This window comes from Flavobacterium sp. UBA7663, assembly GCF_002483315.1.
Taxonomy (GTDB): Bacteria; Bacteroidota; Bacteroidia; order Flavobacteriales; family Flavobacteriaceae; genus Flavobacterium.
Map to the genome: position 1 here is coordinate 197,547 of NZ_DLHR01000006.1, position 24,981 is coordinate 222,527.

At 31.2% G+C, this 24,981-nt stretch carries 23 protein-coding genes; 11 read left to right on the plus strand and 12 right to left on the minus strand.

Going from position 1 to position 24,981, the window contains the following annotated elements; translation table 11 throughout:
- Positions 1-2: 2 nt before the first annotated feature.
- The 7 genes from B2741_RS01500 to B2741_RS01530 form a co-directional block, all read right to left on the minus strand.
- On the minus strand, positions 3-1,043 hold the full coding sequence (locus B2741_RS01500) for an endonuclease/exonuclease/phosphatase family protein (protein WP_291134786.1): 1,041 nt from the start codon (positions 1,041-1,043) through the stop codon (positions 3-5).
- Between the two features lie 3 nt (positions 1,044-1,046).
- Positions 1,047-1,904 carry a rhomboid family intramembrane serine protease gene (locus tag B2741_RS01505; protein ID WP_291134788.1) on the minus strand — a complete coding sequence of 286 codons (858 nt, stop codon included), beginning with the start codon at positions 1,902-1,904 and terminating at the stop codon, positions 1,047-1,049.
- Positions 1,905-1,939: 35 nt separating this feature from the next.
- Positions 1,940-2,686 carry a rhomboid family intramembrane serine protease gene (locus B2741_RS01510; RefSeq protein ID WP_291134901.1) on the minus strand — a complete coding sequence of 249 codons (747 nt, stop codon included), beginning with the start codon at positions 2,684-2,686 and terminating at the stop codon, positions 1,940-1,942.
- Complete coding sequence (gene mutL / locus B2741_RS01515) at positions 2,686-4,542, minus strand: DNA mismatch repair endonuclease MutL (RefSeq protein WP_291134790.1); 1,857 nt, start codon at positions 4,540-4,542, stop codon at positions 2,686-2,688. Before mutL ends, B2741_RS01510 begins: the two co-directional genes overlap by 1 nt.
- Positions 4,542-4,835 carry a hypothetical protein gene (locus tag B2741_RS01520; protein WP_290820893.1) on the minus strand — a complete coding sequence of 98 codons (294 nt, stop codon included), beginning with the start codon at positions 4,833-4,835 and terminating at the stop codon, positions 4,542-4,544. Before B2741_RS01520 ends, mutL begins: the two co-directional genes overlap by 1 nt.
- 115 nt (positions 4,836-4,950) lie before the next feature.
- Complete coding sequence (gene ribH / locus B2741_RS01525; protein ID WP_291134792.1) at positions 4,951-5,436, minus strand: 6,7-dimethyl-8-ribityllumazine synthase; 486 nt, start codon at positions 5,434-5,436, stop codon at positions 4,951-4,953.
- 2 nt (positions 5,437-5,438) lie between these two features.
- Positions 5,439-6,218 carry a tetratricopeptide repeat protein gene (locus B2741_RS01530; protein ID WP_291134794.1) on the minus strand — a complete coding sequence of 260 codons (780 nt, stop codon included), beginning with the start codon at positions 6,216-6,218 and terminating at the stop codon, positions 5,439-5,441.
- Positions 6,219-6,353: 135 nt separating this feature from the next.
- Here B2741_RS01530 and recF point away from each other — a divergent pair, with 135 nt between their 5' ends.
- The 8 genes from recF to B2741_RS01570 all read left to right on the plus strand — a co-directional run bounded on the left by recF (position 6,354) and on the right by B2741_RS01570 (position 15,209).
- Entirely contained in the window at positions 6,354-7,433 is a 1,080-nt protein-coding gene (gene recF / locus B2741_RS01535; RefSeq protein WP_291134796.1) for a DNA replication/repair protein RecF, read from the plus strand.
- Between the two features lie 190 nt (positions 7,434-7,623).
- Positions 7,624-8,631, plus strand: coding sequence for a UDP-N-acetylmuramate dehydrogenase (murB, locus tag B2741_RS01540; RefSeq protein ID WP_291134798.1), 1,008 nt, complete (start codon positions 7,624-7,626; stop codon positions 8,629-8,631).
- A gap of 316 nt (positions 8,632-8,947) precedes the next feature.
- Entirely contained in the window at positions 8,948-9,151 is a 204-nt protein-coding gene (locus B2741_RS01545; protein WP_133610600.1) for a membrane or secreted protein, read from the plus strand.
- Between the two features lie 13 nt (positions 9,152-9,164).
- A complete protein-coding gene (locus B2741_RS01550; RefSeq protein ID WP_291134800.1) occupies positions 9,165-10,274 on the plus strand; it encodes a glycosyltransferase in 1,110 nt (369 codons plus the stop codon).
- Positions 10,265-10,828 carry an RNA polymerase sigma factor gene (locus B2741_RS01555; RefSeq protein ID WP_291134802.1) on the plus strand — a complete coding sequence of 188 codons (564 nt, stop codon included), beginning with the start codon at positions 10,265-10,267 and terminating at the stop codon, positions 10,826-10,828. The genes B2741_RS01550 and B2741_RS01555 overlap by 10 nt, the downstream gene beginning before the upstream one ends.
- Positions 10,829-10,935: 107 nt before the next feature.
- Complete coding sequence (lipA, locus tag B2741_RS01560; protein WP_133610606.1) at positions 10,936-11,811, plus strand: lipoyl synthase; 876 nt, start codon at positions 10,936-10,938, stop codon at positions 11,809-11,811.
- Positions 11,812-11,939: 128 nt separating this feature from the next.
- Positions 11,940-12,938, plus strand: coding sequence for a type I glyceraldehyde-3-phosphate dehydrogenase (gene gap, locus B2741_RS01565; RefSeq protein ID WP_291134903.1), 999 nt, complete (start codon positions 11,940-11,942; stop codon positions 12,936-12,938).
- Between the two features lie 60 nt (positions 12,939-12,998).
- Positions 12,999-15,209 carry a tetratricopeptide repeat-containing hybrid sensor histidine kinase/response regulator gene (locus tag B2741_RS01570; RefSeq protein WP_291134805.1) on the plus strand — a complete coding sequence of 737 codons (2,211 nt, stop codon included), beginning with the start codon at positions 12,999-13,001 and terminating at the stop codon, positions 15,207-15,209.
- Here B2741_RS01570 and B2741_RS01575 read toward each other — a convergent pair.
- On the minus strand, positions 15,184-15,996 hold the full coding sequence (locus B2741_RS01575; RefSeq protein WP_291134807.1) for a purine-nucleoside phosphorylase: 813 nt from the start codon (positions 15,994-15,996) through the stop codon (positions 15,184-15,186). The genes B2741_RS01570 and B2741_RS01575 overlap by 26 nt on opposite strands.
- Positions 15,968-16,981 (minus strand): tetraacyldisaccharide 4'-kinase, encoded by a 1,014-nt coding sequence (gene lpxK / locus B2741_RS01580; RefSeq protein WP_291134809.1) that lies wholly within the window; start codon positions 16,979-16,981, stop codon positions 15,968-15,970. Before lpxK ends, B2741_RS01575 begins: the two co-directional genes overlap by 29 nt.
- A gap of 110 nt (positions 16,982-17,091) precedes the next feature.
- Here lpxK and B2741_RS01585 point away from each other — a divergent pair, with 110 nt between their 5' ends.
- The 3 genes from B2741_RS01585 (at position 17,092) to rluF (ending at position 20,040) form a co-directional block, all read left to right on the plus strand.
- Positions 17,092-18,207, plus strand: coding sequence for a Nif3-like dinuclear metal center hexameric protein (locus tag B2741_RS01585; protein ID WP_291134811.1), 1,116 nt, complete (start codon positions 17,092-17,094; stop codon positions 18,205-18,207).
- Positions 18,208-18,209: 2 nt separating this feature from the next.
- On the plus strand, positions 18,210-18,989 hold the full coding sequence (locus B2741_RS01590) for a zinc ribbon domain-containing protein (protein ID WP_133610617.1): 780 nt from the start codon (positions 18,210-18,212) through the stop codon (positions 18,987-18,989).
- A 262-nt stretch (positions 18,990-19,251) separates the two neighbouring features.
- The gene (gene rluF / locus B2741_RS01595; RefSeq protein ID WP_133610619.1) at positions 19,252-20,040 is read left to right on the plus strand and encodes a 23S rRNA pseudouridine(2604) synthase RluF; all 789 of its coding nucleotides are present in this window, start codon (positions 19,252-19,254) and stop codon (positions 20,038-20,040) included.
- A 106-nt stretch (positions 20,041-20,146) separates the two neighbouring features.
- Here rluF and B2741_RS01600 read toward each other — a convergent pair whose 3' ends face one another.
- The 3 genes from B2741_RS01600 to B2741_RS01610 all read right to left on the minus strand — a co-directional run bounded on the left by B2741_RS01600 (position 20,147) and on the right by B2741_RS01610 (position 24,931).
- Positions 20,147-21,178: an ATP-binding protein gene (locus B2741_RS01600; RefSeq protein WP_291134814.1), complete on the minus strand. Its 1,032-nt coding sequence runs from the start codon at positions 21,176-21,178 to the stop codon at positions 20,147-20,149.
- A 105-nt stretch (positions 21,179-21,283) separates the two neighbouring features.
- Positions 21,284-23,434, minus strand: a complete 2,151-nt coding sequence (locus tag B2741_RS01605; protein WP_291134816.1) for an erythromycin esterase family protein — start codon at positions 23,432-23,434, stop codon at positions 21,284-21,286.
- Positions 23,435-23,467: 33 nt separating this feature from the next.
- Positions 23,468-24,931: a TlpA family protein disulfide reductase gene (locus B2741_RS01610; protein ID WP_291134818.1), complete on the minus strand. Its 1,464-nt coding sequence runs from the start codon at positions 24,929-24,931 to the stop codon at positions 23,468-23,470.
- Positions 24,932-24,981 lie beyond the last annotated feature (50 nt).

The following is a 24,981-nucleotide window of genomic DNA, read 5'->3' on the forward strand; positions in this document are numbered from 1 at the left end:
CATTATTCTTTTTCTCCGATTTTCAAACGTGTAATTTGCGGAAAATGATCACTTTGCTGAAAAGTTTCAATCGATTTGAATTCCTTTACTTCAATATTTTCTTCTACAAAAACATAATCAATTCTAGCAGGATAATATTTGTAATTATACGATTTACCAAAACCAGTTCCTGCTTGTTCAAAAGCATCTTTCATATCGCCTTTAATGGTTCGATACACATAAGAAAAAGCACTATTGTTCAAATCGCCACAAATAATTTTTGAAAATTTACAATCTTCAAAATGCTTTTTAATCAATTCAGCCTGTTGCTGCTGCACAGTAAAAGCTTCACTTAAACGTTTGAAAATAAACTTTGACTTTTCCTCATCAATTTTTTCATGAATATCAGTACTGATTTTTATGGATTGTAAATGCATACTGTAAACACGCATGGTATCTTTACCTTTAACAATATCAGCAAAAATGACATTGTTGCTAGAATTTGGAAACTCAATTTCTCCTTCGTCAATTATTTTAAAATTAGAATAAATGGCTTGTCCGTATTTATTTTTTCCTCCGTACAATTTTGTAAAATTGTATTTAAAATTGAACGATTTCGAAACCAATTTGTTTGGAGAAAATTCTTGCAAACACAAAATATCAGGCTGTTCTTCCACTATGAATTTTGAAATTTGTTCAGGTACATCTGTATTGGGTAACCATTCATATAAATTGAATAATCTAACGTTGTAACTCATCAATTTAAAATCGGAATTTTCAGTTGGAATATTGGTTTCAGAAAATTTATAAAATCGATTTACAAACGTAATTCCTAGCAACAAAACAAATCCAGAAAGCAACATATAACGCTTTAACTGAAGTAACCAATACACAAAAAAGAAAAAGTTAAGGAATAAAAAAACAGGTAATCCTAATGTTAAAACGCTTAAAAATGGAAAAACTTTTGGCGCTAAAAAAGGTAAAGTATAAGCAACGAAAGTTACTACAGCTAGAACTATATTAAGAAAAAACATTAATTTGCTTAACCAACTTTGCTTTTGCATGTACTACTTTCCTGCTTTAAATAGGAATTCCTTTTCTTCTTTTGTTAAACTATCATAACCCGATTTACTGATTTTATCTAAAATATCATCAATCTGTTTTTGTGTTACATCTTTATTCTCTTGAAACGAATTTACGCCATTTTTTGTTGTATTACGATGCACTTTTTTAAATGGTGTTTTCTTTTTTGGTTTTAAAAGATTCGCAAAACCATCTAATAGAGCTGAAAAAGGCTTTGTAATATCTGTACCCGATTGCAATAATTTTATGTAGATAAATCCGAATAAAGCGCCACCAAGATGTGCTAAATGTCCGCCAGTGTTATCTAACGGCATTTGAATTAAATCAACTAACAAAATCACAAAAGCGACATGCCATAATTTTACAATTCCGATTAACGGGATACGCAACAACATAAAAGGCGCATACGTTGCTGTAGCAATTAAAATGGCCATAATAGCACCACTTGCTCCAACTAACAAACCTGCTTTTCCAATAAAAATATAAGATATAACGAAGGTGATTCCAGAGAAAATACCGCCTAAAACATAAACACCGAATAACTGCTTATCTGTAAAATAGGTATTAAATAAACGTCCTGAAAAATGAAGCACCATAAGATTAAAAATCAAATGCAAAAATCCACCATGAAAGAAATTAAACGTAATTAATGTCCAAGGTGTTCTAATGAACGTTCCTAAATCAGAAGACAAAGCAATCCATGTTGGAATTTGGAATTTCCCAACAGAAAAACTATAAAAAAACACCAACGAAAACAAGAAGAAACCAATGTTCCAAAAGATTAACTTTTGCACCATGCCTCCTGTTTTGTATTGTAGTTTTAAATCGTCTAAAATGTTCATCTTTTTTCTTTGTTCTTATTTCTATTTTCTAAAAACTATCTATCCCAACGGTTTTTATCAAACTGATTTTTCTTCCAATACCACATCATAACAAAACCAATCAAAGCACCACCAACGTGAGCAAAATGGGCAATATTACCTCCAAAAAGACTAATTCCTGTTACCCCAGAAAATAAATCTAACAATACGATTACAGGAACAAAATATTTTGCTTTAACTGGCACAGGAATAAACATCATCATCAACTCAGCATTTGGAAACATAAAAGCAAAAGCAACTAATAAGCCATAAATAGCTCCAGAAGCTCCTACTGCCTGATTATTAAAGGCATCTCCCATTTGATTTACATAATTTTGAAGTAAAACCGTATCAGAAGCATTAATATTTACACTATCTCCCTTTATTAAAGTTTGAATATCTTGAACAGAAACGCCACTCTGTATTAAGAAATTTTGAGCGTCATGAAAGTAATAATAATTCACACCTGAATGAATTATGGCTGCTCCTAATCCACAAGAAAGATAGAAAAACAAAAACTTTTTTGCTCCCCAAAAATGTTCCAAGGCACTTCCGAAAGAAATTAAAGCGAACATATTAAAGAAAATATGCATCAAACTTCCATGCATGAACATGTGTGTTATCGGTTGCCAAAATTTAAAACCATCGCTTTCAAAATAATGAAGCGATAATAATTCATTGGCTTGTGGCACTAAATAACTTCCTATAAAAAATAAAACGTTAATAATTAATAACTGTTTTACAGTATCGGTCATATTATTCATCATAAGGCAAATCTTTTATCTAAATCTTCTACCGTTAAGGTAATAAATGTGGGTTTTTGAAAAGGAGAAACATTTGGGTCTTTACAAGCAAATAACGAATTTACCAAATTTTCTTGTTCCTTCACCGTCAAATATGTTCCTGTTTTCACCGCCATACTTTTTGCCATTGATTTGGCAATACTATCACTTTGTGAAAAACTACTTTCCGGAATTTCGTTTTGTAAATTACTAATTAATTCTTCTAGAACAATCGAAACTTCGCTTTCAGCCATTCCAATTGGCAATCCCGAAATCTGAACTGAATCGCTATTGAAAGCATCAAAAACAAATCCTGTATTTTCTAACGACGATTGTAATTCGCTTAATAAAACCATTTCTTCCGAAGAAAAATACAATTCCAAAGGAAACAACAATTGCTGACTCGATGCTTTTTGAACCGTAATGCTTGTTAGAAATTGTTCGTATAACACACGTTGGTGTGCTCTACCCTGATCAATTACTAACATGCCCGATTTTATAGCACTTACAATATATTTTTTATGAATTTGATACGTTGAAGAAGATTTTGTTTCCTCAACCTCATCATCAAATAATTTTCCAGTCACTTCTTCGCTTTCAAATGAAAACTGTTCTAATTCTTGTGTTTCTTGCTTTAATCCTACATATAAACTTTCCCAACTTGCAGAAGACGTTTCTCTCTTGTAACTTCCAAAAGAAGAAAGCGATTTAGCAGCTGGTTTATCAGTTGCAAATGGATTAAAACTAGAATCCACTTGAATCGTTGGAAAATCGGCTTCTTTATCTTTGTATTGATATGGCGTATCTAAATTTGAATCGCGCTCAAAATCTAAAACTGGCGCCACATTAAACTGACCTAAACTATGTTTTACAGCCGAACGCAAAATCGCATATAACGAATGTTCATCGTCGAACTTGATTTCGGTTTTGGTAGGATGAATATTGATATCAATGGTGTGAGGTGGCACTTGCAAATACAAAAAATAACTTGGTTGATTGCCTTCCTTTAACAAACCTTCATACGCATTCATAATAGCATGATGCAAATAAGCACTTTTGATATATCTGTCATTTACAAAGAAAAACTGTTCGCCTCTACTTTTCTTGGCGAATTCGGGCTTTCCTACAAATCCTGTAATATTAATTAATTCTGTTTCTTCTGAAACAGGTACTAATTTTTCATTGGTTTTTCCACTAAAAATATTGACGATGCGTTGACGATAATTTGAACTTGGTAAATTATACAACTCACTTCCGTTATGAATCAACGTAAACGAAATTGACGGATGCGCCATTGCTACACGCTGGAATTCATCCATCACATGACGAAATTCTACTGTTTCCGATTTCAAAAAATTTCTTCGAGCCGGAATATTAAAAAAAAGGTTTTTAACAGCAAACGAAGTTCCTTTTGGCAAAACGGCCACTTCTTGAGTTACTAATTTACTGCCTTCAATTACGACATGCGTTCCTAATTCTTCTTGATCTTGTTTGGTTTTCATTTCTACATGAGCAATTGCGGCAATTGAAGCTAATGCTTCTCCACGAAAACCTTTGGTATGCAAATCAAATAAATCTTCTGCTTGGCGAATTTTAGAAGTAGCATGACGCTCGAAACACAAACGCGCATCAGTGGTATTCATACCTAAACCGTTATCAATTACTTGAACTAAGGTTTTACCAGCTTCTTTAACGATTAATTTTATATCGGTAGCTTTAGCATCAACGGCATTTTCCAACAACTCTTTTACTACAGAAGCAGGTCGCTGAACCACTTCTCCTGCAGCAATTTGATTGGCAACATGATCCGGTAAAAGTTGAATAATACTCGCTGCCATTATTTTCTTCTAAAAATGGAAAAATCAAAATCGATGATAAAGAAAAATATCAACACCAATACCAAAGCAATAATGATTACTCTCATATTGAAAGATCTATTCTTTCGGTTACGACTACTATCACGTGCATCTTGCCATTGACCTCTAAAATCATTATAACTCACTCCCTCTCTATCACGACGAATAGGTGAATCAAAATCAAACGGATTATCAACTGTTTTTCCCTGATAATGACGTGGTGTATAATTGAATTGCTTATTTTTTGGCATTCTACCTTTTCCAAACTTAATCATGTCGCATTATTTTTTTCAAATTTAGGGATTTTTACGCTTTTAACCTCCAAATTTTTGTTAACAAAAAATCCCGATGAAAATCGGGATTAGTATATTGATTTTAAAGGAAATCCTTTTATTTTCTATTCAAATCTACCATTTTAATTGCAGCAATTGCAGCTTCTACACCTTTATTTCCGTGTTTCCCACCACTTCTATCTAACGATTGTTGCATGTTGTTATCGGTTAATACACAAAAAATGGTTGGTACATCATATAAAAGATTTAAATCTTTCATTCCTTGTGTAACACCTTCGCATACAAATTCGAAATGCATAGTTTCACCTTTAATTACACATCCAATTACAATTACAGCATCTAGCTCTAATTTTTCATGCATTTGTCGTGCTCCGAAAATCAATTCAAAACTTCCTGGTACATCCCATCGCGTGATATTTTCTGGTAAAGCACCACAATCTGTTAAGGCAGCAAAAGCACCATTATACAAACCTTCAGTTACTTGTTCGTTCCATTCTGAAACAACAATCCCAAACCGAAAATCTTTCGCGTTTGGGATTGTGTTTTTATCATAATTAGATAAATTTTTATTTTCTGTTGCCATTCTTATTCAGTCATTGCAATGAAAGCGTCAATATTCATTCCTTCTTTAGAAGTTTCATATTTTTCTTTAATCTCCACAAATAATTTATTTGCTTCAGCTTTTTTACCAGCTGCTAAATACAATTGAGCTGCTTTTAATAAAAATCTTGGCGTAGTGAAATCATTTTCAGAAGCTTCAGCTGCTTTTTTGTAATGAGCAATAGCATCATCTACTTTATTAGTTTCTGCTAAAGCATCTCCAATAGCTCCTAAAGCCAATGGTTTTAAAATAGCATCTTCCGATTTGAATTTTTCTAAATACGTAATTGCATTTTTAAAATCGCCTAAGTTTAAGTAAGCCATACCTGCGTGGTAATTTGCTAAGTTTCCAGCATCAGTACCAGCATATTGCTCTGCAATTCCGATAAAACCTAATTTACCTTCACCACCTTTAAGTGCTAAATTGTATAATGAATCATTTTTCTCAGTAGCATCAACTGCTTGTTGAAAATATTGTTGCGCTTGGAAAATTTCGTTTGTAGCTTTTTCTTCTTTTGGCTCTACAACAAAACGATTGTATAACAAATAACCTAAAGTTGCGATTGCAATTGCTCCAACCACTCCTAAAATTACTTTTTGATTCTTAGCTACCCAATCTTCCGTTTTAGATGCTGTTTCGTCTAATGTATTGAAAACCTCAGCGGTTGTACTATCGGTAGTATCAACTACTTCTTCTAATTCGTTTTCAACTTTAGCTTCTTCTGGTTTTGGAGCTTTGTATCCTCTTTTGTTATATGTTGCCATTTATATTAAATTTAATGAGGTGCAAAAATATAATTTTTATTAAAATTAAAAACCATTTTAGTATATATTTTTAACAAATTCGATTTACTTTTGCATTAAGTCCTATTTTTAGTCCAAAATCAAAGTATATTTATTGTGTTTTTAAAACAATTATCGCTTCTTAATTACAAAAATTTAGCCCAAATCGAATTTGATTTTGACGCTAAGATTAATTGTTTTGTAGGAAAAAATGGTGTGGGAAAAACCAATGTTTTAGATGCTATATATCATTTAGCCTATGGAAAAAGCTATTTCAATCCGTTAGCGGTTCAAAATATCAAACATGGCGAAGAGTTTTTTGTGATCGATGCTTTACTTGAAAAAAACAGCAAAGAAGAAAAAATTATTTGCAGTTTAAAAAAAGGACAAAAAAAAACCATCAAACGCAACGGAAAAGTTTATGACAAACTTTCTGAACATTTAGGCTTGATTCCGTTGGTAATTATATCACCTTCCGATGCGGATTTAATTGTTGAAGGAAGCGAAACACGCAGAAAATTCATTGATAGCGTAATTGCAACTTTAGACAGTACGTATTTGCAATTACTGATACAATACCAAAAAACGTTAGCGCAACGAAATGCATTATTAAAGTATTTCGCTTTGAATCATACATTTGATGCAGATAATTTATCGATTTATAACGAGCAATTGAGTAATTCTGGACAATTGATTTTCGAAAAAAGAAAACAATTTTTAAATGATTTTATTCCAATTTTCGAAAAACATCACACTAATATTTCGGGCGGAAATGAAAAAGTTGCTTTAAAATATGAAAGTCAGTTGTTCGAAAAAGAATTACATTCACTTTTAGAAGAATCACTACAAAAAGACCGAATTATTCAATATACCAGCGCTGGAATTCATAAAGATGATTTAATTTTTGAAATAGATGGTTTCCCAATTAAGAAATTTGGTTCGCAAGGCCAACAGAAATCTTTTTTGATTGCTTTGAAATTGGCGCAATTCGAGTTCATGAAAAAACAAAGTGGCGAATTACCGATTCTTCTTTTTGATGATATTTTTGATAAATTAGACGAAACCCGCGTGCAAAAAATTGTAACCATGGTTAATGATGCCGTTTTTGGACAAATCTTTATTTCTGACACTCACGCAGAAAGAACAGAACTGATTATCAAAGAAACACATCAATCGTATAAAATATTTCCGATTTAGAAGTTGGATGATGGAAGCTGGAAGCTGGAAGTTTTTTTTAACACATAGTCACATTAGTTTTTCTTTGAACATAAAAAGGCGTTTTACTTTACATAGACAACATAGATTTGATTTGTGAAAATTTTTAAAATTTGTGTTTATTTTTGGAATTTCTACTATATAAGTTACATTTGAAAAAAATTATTCTAAGATGAATATTCAAACCAATTTCTCTCTAAAAAATTATAATACTTTTGGAATTGAGGCTAAAGCTAAACACTTTGTTTCAGTAAGTTCAATTGCTGAATTGAAAGAAGTGTTGACAGAAAACGATGATATTTTTATTTTGGGTGGCGGAAGTAATATGCTTTTAACACAAGATATCGAAAAATTAGTCGTTCATGTGAATTTAAAAGGAAGAGAAATTGTTGAGGAAAACGATGATTTTGCCATTGTAAAAGCGCAAGCTGGTGAAAACTGGCACGAATTTGTACTTTGGTGTATTGACCAAAATTTTGGTGGGATTGAGAATTTATCATTGATTCCAGGAAATGTTGGCACAACTCCTATTCAAAATATTGGTGCTTATGGTGTTGAAATTAAAGATACAATGTTCTCTTGCGATGCTTTAAACCTGAAAACATTAGAAATTGAAACTTTCACTAACGCTCAATGCAAATTTGAATACCGTGAAAGTGTTTTCAAAAACGAATTGAAAAACCAATATATTATCACTTCGGTTTATTTCAAATTGACTAAGAGAAATCATAAAGTTTCTACAACTTATGGAGCAATTGAAACCGAATTACAACATCAAAACATACAAAACCCAACATTAAAAGACGTTAGCAATGCTGTAATTGCAATTCGTCAAAGCAAATTACCAGATCCAAAAGAATTAGGTAATAGCGGAAGTTTCTTTAAAAACCCGATTATTGCAAAAGAAGCTTACGAAAAAGCAAAAGCACTTCACCCAGAAATGCCGAATTATGTAGTTTCTGAAACTGAAGTTAAAGTTCCTGCGGGTTGGTTAATTGAACAAGCTGGTTTTAAAGGAAAACGTTTTGGTGATGCGGGAGTGCATAAAAATCAAGCTTTGGTTTTAGTGAATTATGGAACTGCAACTGGAGCCGAAATTGTAACCCTTTCGAGAAATATCCAACAAACCATTTTAGAAAAATTTGGAATTGCAATAGAAGCGGAAGTGAATATTATTTGAGTTGGGAGATGCGAGATGGAAGTTGGGAGTTTAAAATCTTTGAGTTAACTTTTTAAAACACATAGACACAATAGATTTGCTTTTTGTTGATTTTAGACGTTTCACTTGACATAGTAAACATAAGAAATCCATTTTAATCTGCTTTTTGCATTAGCAAATCAGTTCCTTCCGCGTGCTAATCTTTTTTAATTTAAAGATTTCTTCCATTTCTTCAATCGGTGTTCCAAAAATTTTGAATTTGTTTTTTGAGATTTGTTTGGAATTTGGGATTTGTTACTTGGATTTTAATTAATTTTGCAGTTCAAAATAGAAAAAGATGAAACTTGTATTAGTAACCATTGGACTTTTAGGACTTGCGTTTGCAGGTATCGCAATAAAAATTTGGGCAAAAAAAGACGGAAAATTTGCAGGAACTTGTGCTAGCCAAAGTCCGTTTTTGAATAAAGATGGAGAAAACTGCAGCTATTGTGGAAAAACTCCAGAACAAATGAAAGACTGCAACGAAGAATCGCACGCATAATTTTTACCCATTTATGATACTAACAATACTCTTAATCGCTTTTGCGGTTATCGTGTTTATTCAATTTATTTATTATCTTTTTATTTTCGGAAAATTCTCATTTGGTAAAAAAACCGAAGGAACTCCGAAACGTTTGCCTATTTCTATTATTGTTTGTGCTAAAAACGAAGAAGAAAATATCAAAAAGTACTTTCAATCTTTGGTTACCCAAAACTATCCTGATTACGAAATTGTCTTAATCGACGATGCTTCGAGCGATGAAACTTTGGAATTATTTGAAAGTTACGAAAAGCAATATTCAAATGTAAAATTGGTAAAGGTTGAAAATGTAGAAGCCTTTTGGGGTAATAAAAAATTTGCGTTAACCTTAGGAATCAAAGCCGCAAAAAATGAGTATTTAGTATTTACCGATGCGGATTGTTATCCAGCTTCAAACGATTGGTTGTTACAAATTTCAACTCAATTCACAAAAGAAAAAACGATTGTTTTAGGTTATGGTGCTTACGAAAAAGTGAAGAATTCCTTCCTAAATAAAATCATTCGTTTTGAAACGATGCTAACTGCTACCCAATATTTTTCTTGGGCAAAAATTGGCAAACCTTACATGGGTGTTGGTCGTAATTTAGCTTACAAAAAAGAAGAATTTTTCAACGTTCGTGGTTTTATGGATCACATGAAAATTCGTTCGGGTGATGATGACTTGTTTATTAATCAAGCAGCTACAAAAAAGAACACTACCATTTTATATACGCCAGAAAGTTTTACTTTTTCAGAGCCTAAAACTACTTTTTCGTCTTGGGTTTACCAAAAAAGAAGACACGCTACTACTGCTAAATTCTACAAAGGATTTGATAAATTTCAATTAGGACTATTTTTCTTTAGTCAGTTTTGGTTTTTAGTTTTGGCGATTGTTTTATTGGCGTTTCAATTCCAATGGATGATTGTGACTGGAATTATCGTGTTTAGATATTTATTCACCTGGATTTCTTTAGGTTATGCCGCTGGAAAACTAAAAGAAAAAGATGTCATGTATTGGTATCCAATTATTGAAATTGTACTTATCTTTACACAACTGAGCGTATTTTTTAGAAACCTCATCTCAAAACCTGTACATTGGAAGTAAATTCGGTAATTATTCAAGAAAATATTGAAAAAGCAAAAAAGGGAGACCAAGTTGCTTTCACTTTTTTATTGGATTTTTTCTGGAATGAAGTCTACGGATTCATGCTAAAACGCACCGAAAATGAAACGGATACCGAAGACATCACAATTGAAACTTTCGCAAAAGCGTTTGATAAAATCGCAACTTACAATCCAGAATACGGTTTTAATACTTGGTTGATTGCTATTGCAAAAAACGTCCATATTGATATGCTTCGCAAAAAGAAATCGTCTTTATTTATTGAAATAAATGACGAAGAAGATCATCAAGCCTACAGTGTGGCCGATGATTCCAATTCTGCCGAAGATGAATTGATTATCGAGCAAAATTTAGCCCAATTACTACAATACATCAAACAATTGAAACCTGCTTATCAGGAAGTCATTCAAATGCGTTATTTTCAAGAAATGACGTATCAAGAAATGGCAGAACAAATTGATGAACCGCTAAATAACATCAAAATCAAACTACTAAGAGCTAAAAAATTATTAGCGGAGATTATTTCGGGAAAGTAATCCCTTTTTACATTTCCTAAAACTTTCCTAAAGTTTTCTCATTTTCTAAATTCTTACTTCAAAATTCTAAAATTCATATCGTATCTTTGCCTATCAAAATTTTGATTATGGACACGGCTATTGACAATGTTTTTCCACCAAGAGAACCCAAACCAAAATGGTTGCGCGTAAAATTACCAACCGGTAAAAACTACACCGAACTTAGAGGTTTAGTAGACAAATACAAACTGAATACAATTTGTACTTCGGGAAGTTGTCCTAATATGGGCGAATGTTGGGGCGAAGGAACAGCAACTTTCATGATTTTAGGGAATATCTGTACGCGTTCGTGCGGCTTTTGTGGTGTTAAAACTGGTCGTCCTGAAACTGTGGATTGGGACGAACCTGAAAAAGTAGCGCGTTCTATCAAAATTATGAACATCAAACATGCCGTAATTACTAGCGTTGACCGTGATGATTTAAAAGATATGGGTTCGATTATTTGGGCAGAAACCGTGAAAGCCATTCGCCGAATGAATCCAAATACGACTTTAGAAACCTTAATTCCAGATTTTCAAGGCAATACAAGAAACTTAGACCGAATCATCGAAGTAGCTCCAGAAGTAGTTTCGCACAATATGGAAACCGTTAAACGTTTAACACGTGAAGTGCGTATTCAAGCTAAATATGAAAAAAGTTTGGAAGTGTTGCGTTATTTAAAAGAACAAGGCATCAAAAGAACTAAGTCGGGTATTATGTTAGGTTTAGGTGAAACGGAAGAAGAAGTGATTCAAGTTTTACATGATTTAGCCGATGCAAAAGTAGATATTGTAACGATTGGTCAGTACTTACAACCTAGTAAAAAACATTTACCAGTTAAAGAATACATCACGCCAGAACAATTCGCGAAATACGAACAAATAGGAAAAGAATTAGGTTTTAGACATGTGGAAAGCGGTGCTTTAGTTCGTTCTTCTTATCATGCGGAGAAACATATTCATTAAGCGGGAAGCTGGATGATGGATGCTGGAAGTTTTTTAAATCCCGTATTCAATTAATTAAACTTGGTTACGCTAACTTTTCAACTTGAAACTTGAAACTTGAAACAAAAACATTGAAACCTGAAACAAAAATAAAAATAAAAATTGCTATTAATGGTTTTGGAAGAATTGGACGTAATTTGTTCCGATTACTTTTGAATCATCCTACAATTGAAGTAGTTGCCATCAACGACATTGCGGATAACAAAACAATGGCTCATTTGGTAAAATACGATAGCATTCACGGGGTTTTAAAGCAAAACGTTTCGTTTTCTGACGATTCAATTATCATTGATGATAAATCCTATTTGTTTTTTCATGAAAGAGAAATTAAAAATTTAGATTGGAAGTCGTTAAACATTGATATTGTTATTGAATCGACCGGAAAATTCAAAACTTTTGAGGATATTAACCAACATATTTTAGCTGGAGCGAAAAAAGTTATTCTTTCCGCACCATCTGAAGTTGAAGAAATAAAAACAGTTGTTTTAGGTGTAAACGAACACATTTTAGACGGAAGCGAAACGATAATATCCAATGCAAGTTGCACGACAAACAATGCCGCTCCGATGATTAAAATCATTCAGGAATTGTGTGAAATTGAGCAAGCCTACATCACCACGGTTCACTCCTACACTACCGACCAAAGTCTACACGATCAACCGCATAAAGATTTGCGTAGAGCTCGAGGTGCTGCACAATCTATTGTTCCAACAACAACTGGAGCTGCAAAAGCATTGACAAAAATATTTCCAGAATTAGAAGGAAAAATTGGTGGTTGTGGTATTCGTGTTCCTGTTCCAGATGGTTCGTTGACCGATATTACTTTTAATGTAAAACGACAAGTTTCTATTGAAGAAATTAACTTAGCGTTTAAAAAAGCTGCTGAAACTAATTTTAAAGGAATTTTAGATTATACTGAAGACCCAATTGTTTCGGTAGATATTATAGGAAATAGAAATTCCTGTTTATTTGATGCTCAATTAACATCTGTTATTGATAGAATGGTAAAAATTGTAGGTTGGTACGATAATGAAATTGGTTATTCTTCTAGATTAATTGATTTGATCGCTTTCGTTTCTAAAAAATAAAGTTTTTATTATCACTAAAAAAACTTTAAATTGCAGGGTTAAATTTAACTCAGGCATTTCTTGATTAAAAAACTTTTCATATTATTTTCCCTAGTAACTATAAATAGTTACTCACAATCTGTATATAAAGATGCTGGTAAAATAAGCGATAGTACCGACTACTATTTAGAGATTGGTCTTTTCAATAAAGAAGCTAAAAAATCCTATACAAAAGCAATTCTTTATACAGAAAAAGCAATTGAATATGCCAAAGCAAATAGCTTAAACATCAAACTTGCTGACTGTTATTTGCAATTAGCCACCATTTTTTACGAACTTGAAAAAAATGATTTAGCTATTGATTATTACATTAGAGCGATTAGTATTTATAGTAAAAGTGAGCCAAAATCAAACATTGCGCTGTCTTATTATGGTTTAGGGAAATGTTACCTCAAAAAAAACAATATTGCTTTTGCTGAAATCTATTTTGAAAAAGCTACGGTTATTTATAAAAAATTAAATTTCCTTGAAGCAATTGAATTAATCAATCTTCAAAAAGCTATCATTAAAAAAGAAAAAGGAAACTATAACGAAGCTAGTAATGTATTAAAAGGAGTTGTGGAAAATATTAGCGACGACGCTTTACTTAGTACAAAAACCGAAGCTTATATTCAGTTGGGCGAAATTGAAATTATTAAGAAAAATTATCCTCAAGCAATTAACTACTTAAATCTTGCCAATCAAACTAACGAAACAAATAATAATGATTTTCAATTAACTAAGCGCATTTATAAACTTCTTAGTGTAACTTATGAAAAAAATAAAAACATTTCAAGTTCGAATTTATATTTAAAAAAATATGCCGATTTAACAGATTCTATTGGAAAATATTACAATAGTTATGTTGCCGAAAACACTGTTGATAAAATTCAGTTTGACAAACAACTTAAAACGATTGAACAATTAGACAAAGAGAAAAAAAGTCAACAAAAAACTTTACGATTCTCTAAGTTGATTAGTATTTTAAGTATTGCACTTATTTCCATTTTATCTTTATTGAGTTTGTCTTTGTATAAAAATAATAAAATCAGAATTAGCACCAATAAACTTTTAAAAGAAAAAAATAAAGAGTTAACACTTGAAAAAGACAAAGCAGAAAGAGCTTCAAAAGCTAGAGCCGATTTCTTGTCAACCGTAAGTCACGAACTTCGTACACCTTTAAATGCCATAAATGGTATTACTTATCTTTTATTACAAGAAAAGCCAAAAGCTAGTCAGTTAAATTATTTGAAATCATTAGAATTTTCCGGAAACTATCTATTAAATTTCATTAATGATATATTAGAAATCAACCGTTTAGAATCGGATAAAGTAGTGATTGAAAAAATCAATTTTAATCTTTCCGAATTAACCGAAAATATTGTTATCTCATTCAAAGAATTCATTCACGAAAACAATATTAAGTGTCATTTAAACGTTGATAAATCGATTAACTATAATTTAAAAGGCGATCCAACTAAATTATCACAAATTCTAATTAACTTACTAAACAATGCTATTAAGTTTAGTAAAAATGGTGATGTTTGGTGCAATATCATCAAGAAATCAGAAAATACTGATAATGTAACGTTATATTTCGAAATAAAAGACAACGGAATTGGTATACCAAAAGATAAACAAGATGCCATTTTTGATAGTTTTAGTCAAGGTTCTGTTGAAATCAATCGTACGTATGGTGGAACAGGTTTAGGACTTTCCATTGTGAAGAAAATTCTAGAATTAATGGGAAGCGAAATTCACTTAACGAGTGAATCTGGAAAAGGAAGTGCGTTTAGTTTTGAATTAGAATTTGAAAAAGGAGTGGCAAATAAAACTAAGGAAGTAGAAGCTACACCTGATTTAACTTTACTGAATAAGAAAAAAGTTCTTTTAGTAGAAGACAACAAAATCAACCAAATGATTACACAGAAAATGCTTGAAAAAAGAGGAATTTCTTGTAATATAATTGACAATGGTGAAGATGCCATTGAAGACGCAAAAGCAAATGATTACGATTTAATCCTTATGGACGTTCACTTACCGGGAATCAACGGAACGGAAGCCACGAGTGAAATTAGAAAATTCAACAGTCATACTCCTATCGTGGCATTAACAGCAATTTCTTTGAATGAAAACAGAGAAATGCTCTTATCCTATGGCATGAATGAAGTAATCACCAAACCTTTCGAACCAGAGCATTTCTATACTGTTGTAACTAGTTACTTAACTAATAACGTGCAATCAAATTCTTAATTAAATTTCTTACATGAGGTTCTGCTTTTTGCGCCGCTTGTAACACTTCTTCATGGTTAACTTCTTCGATATTTTCCTCGTCACCCATATCAGTAATCACAGAAACTCCAAAGCATTCCATATCCATATGACGTGCAACGATAACTTCTGGAACGGTTGACATTCCTACGCAATCAGCTCCCAATGCTTTTACCATTTTATATTCGGCAAGCGTTTCAAATGTTGGCCCTTGCAAACCTAAATAAATTCCTCTCTTTAAATCGATGTTTAATTCTTTTGCCAATTCAAATGCTTTTGCATTCATCGTTTTTGAATACGGTTCGCTCATATTTACAAATCTTGGTCCAAAACGCTCATCATTATGACCACGTAATGGGTGTTCAGGCATCATGTTGATGTGATCTGTAATAACAGCGACATCACCTATTTTATAAGATGGATTTACGCCACCCGAAGCATTGGATACAATTAATTTTTCAACACCTAAATATTTCATTACACGAACTGGAAACGTTACTTGTTTCATATCGTAACCTTCATAAAAATGAAAACGCCCTTGCATCGCTACCACTTTTTTTCCTTGAATCGTTCCAAAAACCAAAGCTCCCTTGTGACCTTGAACGGTTGAAACTGGAAAGTTTGGAATTTCTGTGTAAGGTAATGTATGTTCAATAGTAATATCCGCTGTGAATCCGCCTAATCCTGAGCCTAAAATCACACCGTATTCTGGAGTGAAATTGGTTTTATTTTTAATGAAACTAACTGTTTCTTGTACTTTGTCCCACATAATCTTCTATTGTTTTATCAATATTTGTATTTAAAAAAATAGATTTTATTGGCAAATAGAACAATTGCTCTTTAGGCAATAATCCGTTTAAACGAACAAAATCTTTTTCTGTTGTAATTATTTTTCTTCCATTGGCTTTTGCCAAAATTTGCTCACAATCCTGTTTCGAAAAATGATGATGATCTGGAAAAACCAAAGTTTCATCTTTCTGGTTTTTTAGAAAATCGAAGAATAATTTAGGTTTTGCAATTCCAGCAACCAACACTTTACTTTCGGATTGAATTTCCGAAACCAACAATTGACTGTCATTTCCAAAAACAAAATCGTCGTACTGAATTGTGGTGAAGAAAACTTGCTGCTTTACCTTCAACTTTTCTCTGATTTTCTGCTGCGCAAGTTCGGACAAATCATTCGGACATTTTGTGACAATTATCATATCCGCTCTTTTTTTACCGGAAGAAGGTTCGCGTAAATTCCCGAAAGGCAAAATAAAATCATCGCAGAACAAATCATCGTAAGCCGTGAGCAAAATATAAAACCCTGCTTTTACTTTTCTGTGCTGAAAAGCGTCGTCTAGTAAAATAACATCAGGCTTATTTGAAAGTTGTAATAAATTTTCAATTCCATTTTTTCTATTCGCATCAACCGCTACTTGAATATTTGGAAATTTCGAATAAAACTGAAAAGGTTCGTCACCAATTGAACTCGCAGTAGCTTTTTCATCTGCCAAAATAAAACCTTCGGTCGAACGCTTGTAACCGCGACTCAAAACAGCCACTTTATAGTTGAAGGAAAGTAATCGGATTAAATATTCAATTTGAGGTGTTTTTCCTGTTCCGCCAACGCTAAGATTTCCAACAGCAATAATTGGAATATCAAAAGAATAACTCTTGAAAATGCCTTTGTCGTAAAGCCAATTTCGGATAAACGTAATGAGCCAATACAAAAAGGCCAAAGGGAAAAGTATTTTTCGTAACAAAATCATATTACGAAAGTATAATAAATTATCATCATATTAAAGTTTATGCTATTTATCATTTCATTTCTAACTGGTATTTCGTTAATTTGTGTAATCATTTAGTAAAATCAAACATCATGAAACTTTCCGATATACTTTCTGTTCTTGAAGAAATGGCGCCACTAGGTTATGCCGAAGATTTTGACAATGTTGGGCTTTTAGTTGGAAACCCGAATCAAGAAATTGATGGCGTTTTAGTTTGTCATGATGCGTTGGAATCGGTTATTGATGAAGCGATTTCGAAAAAATGTAATTTGGTTGTTTGCTTCCACCCCATTTTATTTTCGGGAATTAAGAAAATTACGGGTAAAAATTACGTCGAACGTGCGATTTTGAAAGCCATTAAAAATGACATTGCGATTTATGCCGTTCATACTGCTTTGGACAATCATCAAAAAGGAGTAAATAAAATTTTCTGTGATTCTTTAGGTTTGAAACATTCTAAAGTATTGATTCCGAAAGAAAATTACATTCAAAAATTAGTTACCTATACGATTCCTGAAAATGTTGAAAAATTGCGAAATGCTTTATTTGATGCTGGTGCAGGAACCATTGGGAATTATGAAGATTGTAGTTTTAATTCGAAAGGAATTGGAACCTACATGGGAAATGAAAATTCGAATCCGGAAATTGGAGAGCGTTTTGAATTTGTAGAAAACGAAGAAATTAAAATCGAGCTAACGTTTGAAAAGCATTTGCAAGGTAAAATCTTGAAGGCTTTATTCAAAAATCATGTGTATGAAGAAGTGGCATATGAAATTTATCAGTTGGAAAACAAACATCAAAATATTGGTTTAGGACGCGTTGGAGAATTCGAAAATCCGCTTTCTGAAACCGAATTTTTACAATTGGTAAAAGACAAATTACAATGTGGAGGCATTAGACATTCGGCTTTTACTGGAAAATCGATAAAAAAAGTAGCGGTTTTAGGCGGAAGCGGCAGTTTTGCAATTAAAAATGCAATTTCCTCAGGCGCAGACGCTTATCTTACGGCAGACCTAAAATACCACCAATTCTATGAGACTGAAAATCAATTACTTTTGGCTGATATTGGACATTTTGAGAGCGAAAGATTTACAAAAAATTATATAGTTGATTTTCTTAAAGAAAAAATCACTAATTTTGCACCAAATTCGCTGCAATGCGGAATTATTTTATCAGAAGAAAATACAAATCCAGTTAAGTACTTTTAAATATGGCAACAATCAAAGAGCTAAATGTAGAAGATAAGTTAAGAGCCCTTTATGCTTTACAACTAGTTGATTCTAAAATAGACGAAATAAGAAATGTAAGAGGAGAATTGCCTCTTGAAGTAGAAGATTTAGAAGATGAAGTTGCAGGACTTTCTACTCGTTTAGAAAAACTAAAAAGCGATTTAGAATCTATTGATGATTTAATCAAAGAAAAGAAAAATGCTATCGACGAGCACAAAGCTGCGATTAAAAAATATTTAGAGCAACAAAAAAATGTTCGTAATAATAGAGAATTCAACTCTTTAACTAAAGAAGTGGAGTTTCAGGAATTGGAAATTCAATTGGCTGAAAAACACATTAAAGAAATGAAAGCTTCTATTGAGCACAAAAAAGAAGTAGTAGCTCAAACTAAAGAAAAATTAGACGGAAAACAAACTCACTTAAAACATAAAAAAGCGGAATTAAGCGACATTATGGCTGAAACTGAAAAAGAAGAAAACTTCTTATCAGCAAAATCAGAAGAATTGAGAGGTCAAATTGAAGAGCGTTTAATTGCTGCCTACGACAGAATTAGAAATAGTGTAAGAAACGGTTTGGCGGTTGTTTCTATTGAGCGTGGCGCTTCTGCTGGTTCATTCTTTACTATTCCACCACAAACGCAAATGGAAATTGCAGCTCGCAAAAAAATCATTACAGATGAGCACAGTGGAAGAATCTTAGTAGACGGTGTTTTAGCTGACGAAGAAAAAGAAAAAATGGAGAAATTATTTGCTAGCATCTAATTGAATCCTTTTCCAAATAAATGAAAGTCCTTTTTTTAAAGGGCTTTTTTTATTTTAAACACATAGGCACATTAGTCTTGCTTTGCCTATATAAAGACGTTACACTTTTCATAGATAATACATAGAGATTACATCGTTGATACTTTATCGCTCGGGTCACTTAGATATTTTAAAAAAGCTTGGCGAACTTTGCGAAAAACTTTGCGACTTTGTGTTTAAAAACACATTGACTCAATACACTAAAAAAACTTATCTTTGCATCATGGAAGAAAATACAACACGAATTAATAAATTTTTATCAGAAACTGGCTATTGTTCTCGTAGAGAGGCCGATCGTTTGATTGAGCAAGGAAGAGTTACCATTAACGGAAAGATTCCGGAAATGGGTACAAAAGTGAGTCCAGGTGATGAAGTTCGTGTGAATGGTGAATTGGTACAACAGAAAAACGAGAAACCTATTTATTTAGCGTTTTACAAACCTGTTGGTATTGAATGTACAACCAACTTAGGCGTGAGAGACAATATTGTAGATTACATCAATTATCCAGAGCGTATTTTTCCTATTGGTCGTTTGGACAAAGCCAGTGAGGGATTGATTTTTATGACCAATGATGGTGATATTGTAAACAAAATTCTTCGTGCGAGAAACAACCACGAAAAAGAATACATCGTAACCGTAAACAAACCGATTACGGATAGATTTATTGACCGAATGGCAAACGGAATTCCGATTTTGGAAACGATTACCAAAAAATGTAAAGTAGAACAAATTAGCAAATACGTTTTCCGAATTATTTTAACGCAAGGTTTAAACCGCCAAATTCGTAGAATGTGTGAATATTTAGATTACGAAGTAACAGCTTTAAAACGTACTCGCATCATCAACATTTCCTTAGACGTACAAGAAGGCAAATACCGAAACTTAACCGATGCCGAAGTTGCTGAATTAAATCAATTAATTGCTCCTTCAAGTAAAACCGAAGAAGCGAGTTTACCAAGTAATAAAAGTAAGTTTACTGGGAAAAGGAATTATGGTGAGCGAAATAGATAGAAAATACATAATTTGAAAAAGCACGGGAAATTTCTCGTGCTTTTTTTTTCTTTGTGGGCACGAGCGTGACGATTACGCTTGAGTGGTAATAGAAATAAATTTAAGTCTATATTTTCATTAATTCATCAATAGCTTTTTGTCTAATGTTTCTATATAATGTATTAAAATTATCAGGAAAAGTATAAATATATAAATCGTGCTTTTTTTCCATCCCAAGTAAACTTTTTGTATCAGTTTTTATAGTTATATATGAATTTGGATCTTGATTTAACTTTTCTAAAATACTTTCAATTTCAATTATTGGGTGATGGAGGATTAGCATTCTTTCAAAAAACTCACTATTATTTTCCAATTCATTTACTACTAAACTAACTGAAGGACTCAAAAAGGAATAAGGATTTATATCAATTTTATTCCATGAGACAAAAACTTTCTGCTTTCTATAATCAAGACCTTCAAAATTAGTAGATTTAATTCCTTGTATTTCATTTAAACAGAACATTTTTAATCCTTTAAGCTCATACAAATTTGAAAGAGAGAGTAAGTCTGCAATAATAACAGAAAGCTTTTCTTCTTTTTTTGTTAGTTCTTTGATAAATTTAGAAATTTCATTTTCTAATGAGTTTAAACTAGTTTTTAAAGGCAAAGACTTCAACCATTCATTAATTCTAATAATATCATAGGCATTTGCTTCAGTATTAGAGGTACCATTACGATAATATACTTTTCCTGCTTCAAGTCCTTTTAAATCTTTGATAATTGGGACAATAGGAAATTCATACTTTTCAACAGGAAACTCTATTACTCCGTATAAAATATCTTTGTAATTGAAAGTATAAAATGAAAAAATAGGTCTAGGAAAAACCTTATCTTTTATTTTATCTTGAAGAATAGCTTCATCAATTTTTTCGTTAATTCCTTTAAACTCTAATTCTCCATTATCCAATTCTTGAATTCCAAATATAATATAAGATGTTTCAGTTCTTATTGTATTAGAAAATGAAATCACATCTTTAACAAACTTGGCTGTGATAAATTTAGTTTTATCATTATTAAAGTCGTAAAACTCTCCTTTAAAATCCAATATTGAACTTTCATTTTTACTAATTAAACTTTCGAATTCTTTTTCTGTAATCATTTGTAAATTGACTTAAAACTAGTGATTTAATTCTATCCTGCAATTTACAAAACCCCTTTCAAACCAAAATGTGAAAATCAGTAATGTTATAAACATTTTAAAGATTTAAAACTTAATATCATTCCAAAAACTGGCGTTGTATTTCACTTTTTCAAATGAATGTTCTTCATCCTTACTTTTTATTAGTTTAGGATTTTGAATATTAAAATTCTTCCAACTTGAATTTACTGTTATTTCAAATTCTTCTTTTTCAGATGCATCGTTATAAACATTTCCTGATAAAACACTTATAGATTGTCTAATGAAATAATACTCACCAATCTTTGTAAAATCTGTAAGCATGGATTCGTTTTTATATTCTTTCGAAGTGTATTTTGATAACGAATTTTTAAGATTAAATCCTTCTCTAAACTGTTCTGGGAATTCGGTTACTGACCAATTTTCGAAAATCTTTACAATTGCAAAATCTTTTTTATTCACATACAAATATCCTGAATAGTCACTTAAAAAAACGCGTCTGGTAAAAGTGGAATGATTTCTTGGCGATGAAAAATTAATCACAAAGACTTCTTCATTGTTGTATATCTTAGTTTCTTCAATTTGAAAAATAAATTTCTTAAACTTTCCTTTTTTCAAAAAAGGCGCATATTTTATTGGACAATTATACACCAAACCATGATATTCCCTTAAGCTTTCCGACAGAAAATTACCTTTCTTATTCCATCTTAACTCTTTTATATTTTTTGTACTTCTGTTGATATGATTTACATAACCTAAATCATATTGTTCGGCAATAAAATCAAAATCAAGATAAGTAACATCTGAAACTTTGGCTTGAACATTGGTTTTCATCGATGAACTAAATGGATTATCAGGATAGTTTCTTTCAAAAGATTCTATCACATTTTTCATAACCTGATAAGCTGTTCTTTTTCCATAAATGACAACTTCATTTAATTCCGTTTTCTTAAGTTCATCATCTTTAGGTTCTGATTGATTGACCGTATGTATATCTTTAGTTTTAAAAACTTTATTCTCTTCATCTGAATCTATTATAGTGGAAGGCGTAACGCTTCTAAAATAGAGATAACCATCGTGTAACTCATTTAATTTACTTTCCACAAAAGTAATTGGACTAAAAAGTCGGTTCCAAGCTAAAATTTGCATTCCACTTTGATTTGAAGAAAGAAAAATGTGTGGAGAAGTATTTTTTTCTTTTAAGAAATACTCAAATGAGTGCTTTTTAATTGGTGTTGCATGCCATTTATTTTGAAGATATATAGAATCCTCAGACGTTATAGTAGCCAAACTATACACTTTGTTTTTTAGTTCTTTTTTAATATAAGAACCCATTGGTACAAATTCTTTTAATATAGGCTCATTAATTGAACTCATATCATTTACAAAATGTGCATTGGCTCCCCAACAAATTATCTTAGCTTCAGGATTTTGTTTTAAATAAGCTAATAAATTATCCGCCATTTGTTTGTCTCGAATATTGTCAAATGAAGTTGTATTGAAAGTACTTAAAATCTCTTCTTTTGAAACAGCATCATAACCTAACTCTAAAAGACTTTTTACAATTTGATTCAAATAAAACTTTTCTTCAGAATCTTTTTGTTGGCTAATTTTAGTTTTAAATAATGTTAATTCGGTTTTAAATTGCTCATAAGAAACATCTTCCTCATCAAACATACCAGAATTAGTCATCGATTCTAAAAGCAACTCAAAATCTTCTTGTTTAAATTTTATTTTATGATTGATTTTTTTAGCATATTCGAATAAATCTTTAGCTAATAATACATTTCCATTATTACCCGTAATCTGATAATCAAAACCGAATATTCTTAAATCTTTCTTATTCTGATTATAAAACTCTATAAAACTTTGAAATTCGTTTCTTTTTGCCCAAATAGAAAATAGAGATTTTGATAGTGCTTCCTTTACATTTTGTCCTTGTTCAATATTTTTTTGAGCTTTCCACACATCATAAATTCCAGATTCAAATGCAATAGTATTAAAACCCATTTCTTGATGCAAATATTGAACGATTTTGGTTTTCATTTCAAACACATTTCCATCAAAATGCGTATTTTCTCCAAGCATAACAACCTGAACATCTTTTAATTCTTCTTTTAAAAAACTAAAATCAGTGATTTCGGGATTTTGTGAAAGAGTTATTATTTTAGGATTGAAATCTTGTGAATAAATTGCAAAACCAAAAAAGAGAAATATAACTAATGTAATTTTTTTCATTGATAGTTTAAAATAATTAAATCTACTACAATACTATTTCAGTGCATTTAAAATTTCATCATACAACGCTTGTCCTTCAGAAGGCTTTTTTGTTGCTGGTAAAACCAATTCTCCTTTGGCATTAAACAATAAATATCTAGGAATATAAACACCATTTGGTTCGTTCAAAAGTTTCTGAAGGGAATCTTGTATTTTATCTGAAGTAAAAATATGATTTCCTTCTAAATAATTATTTTTAATATTTGGAATCCATTTAGTAATTTCCTTGTCTTTATCTATAGCTAAGTATAACATTTCGATATTATTTGTTTTCAAAAACGCAAATAGCTTTTGAGAATGAGAAAACTCTTGAAAACAAGGAGCACAATAAGATGCCCATAAATCTACAAAAACAGCTTTTCCATTAAAATTATCTTTTATAATAGAAGTTATATCAACACTATTAACTTGTTTATTGTATTCAAATTTTCCGTTTAGGAAATAACCAAAAGCAAAAGGTTTGTACTCTGAATTTTTTTTATTTTTTAAATATTTTTCTAAATAGGGCGTGTATCTACTATTTGGAAAGACTTTTTTAAATTGTTTAAAATCATTTTCATCTAATCTATCGTTACTAAATAAATGAGCAAATAATTTTTCTTGCAAATGTAATGGGATAAAATTATAGTAATCCCTAGCATTTTTATTCTTCCATAATCCTCTATCATTACGATTTTCGTCAAAGCCACTTTCAGCCATAAATCTTGTAATTGATTGCGCATTATCAAAAAAAGCATACGTTGTGAAATTTTTAAATTTATCATCAAACGGATTAAATTCCGTCATTAAATTGTTTAATAAATCTAAAAATTCACTTTTAGATAATTTTGTCTTTGTAAACTCTTCTTCAATTCTAAAAACATCTTCAATGATACTTTTTGAATTATTAGCAAGTGTTATCTCAAGATATAGTTTTGAGATTTCATAAATATCTTTAGAGATTTCACCATTTTCTAAAAAAGCTTTCAATCTTTCAGATTCTAATTTATATTCTTCGTTTATAAAGTTTAAAATATCAGCTCCTTTATTTGCATTAAAAATTATCGGTCTTAATTTTTGTGAAAATTTTTGATATTTATAGATAGAGTCTACATTTATTGCTAATGAAATAGAACTATTTCTACCTTCATAATGAATCTGATATTTATTATCTTGATTTTTAGAAACATTTAAAACAATCACTTCATTTGGCTCATATAATATATTGATTCCGGGATTCGCTTTGGAAAACACAAAATAAAGATAACCTGGATTGCTTGCTTCGAATTTTAATTCAGCTTTGTTATTTTTTGTGTAAATTGTATCAGAATAAGATAAAAAATAAGCCGCATTCTCATTTATTGATTTACTAACAACTATAGGAATAGAATCAGTAACATTTTGAAATTTTAACTGAATTGAAACATTTTGAGAATAAGAAATTTGAAGAAACAAAAATGTAAAAAAAAGATATTTCATTTTTATAAGATAAGTTATACAAATATTGATTTGAGTATAACGAATTAATT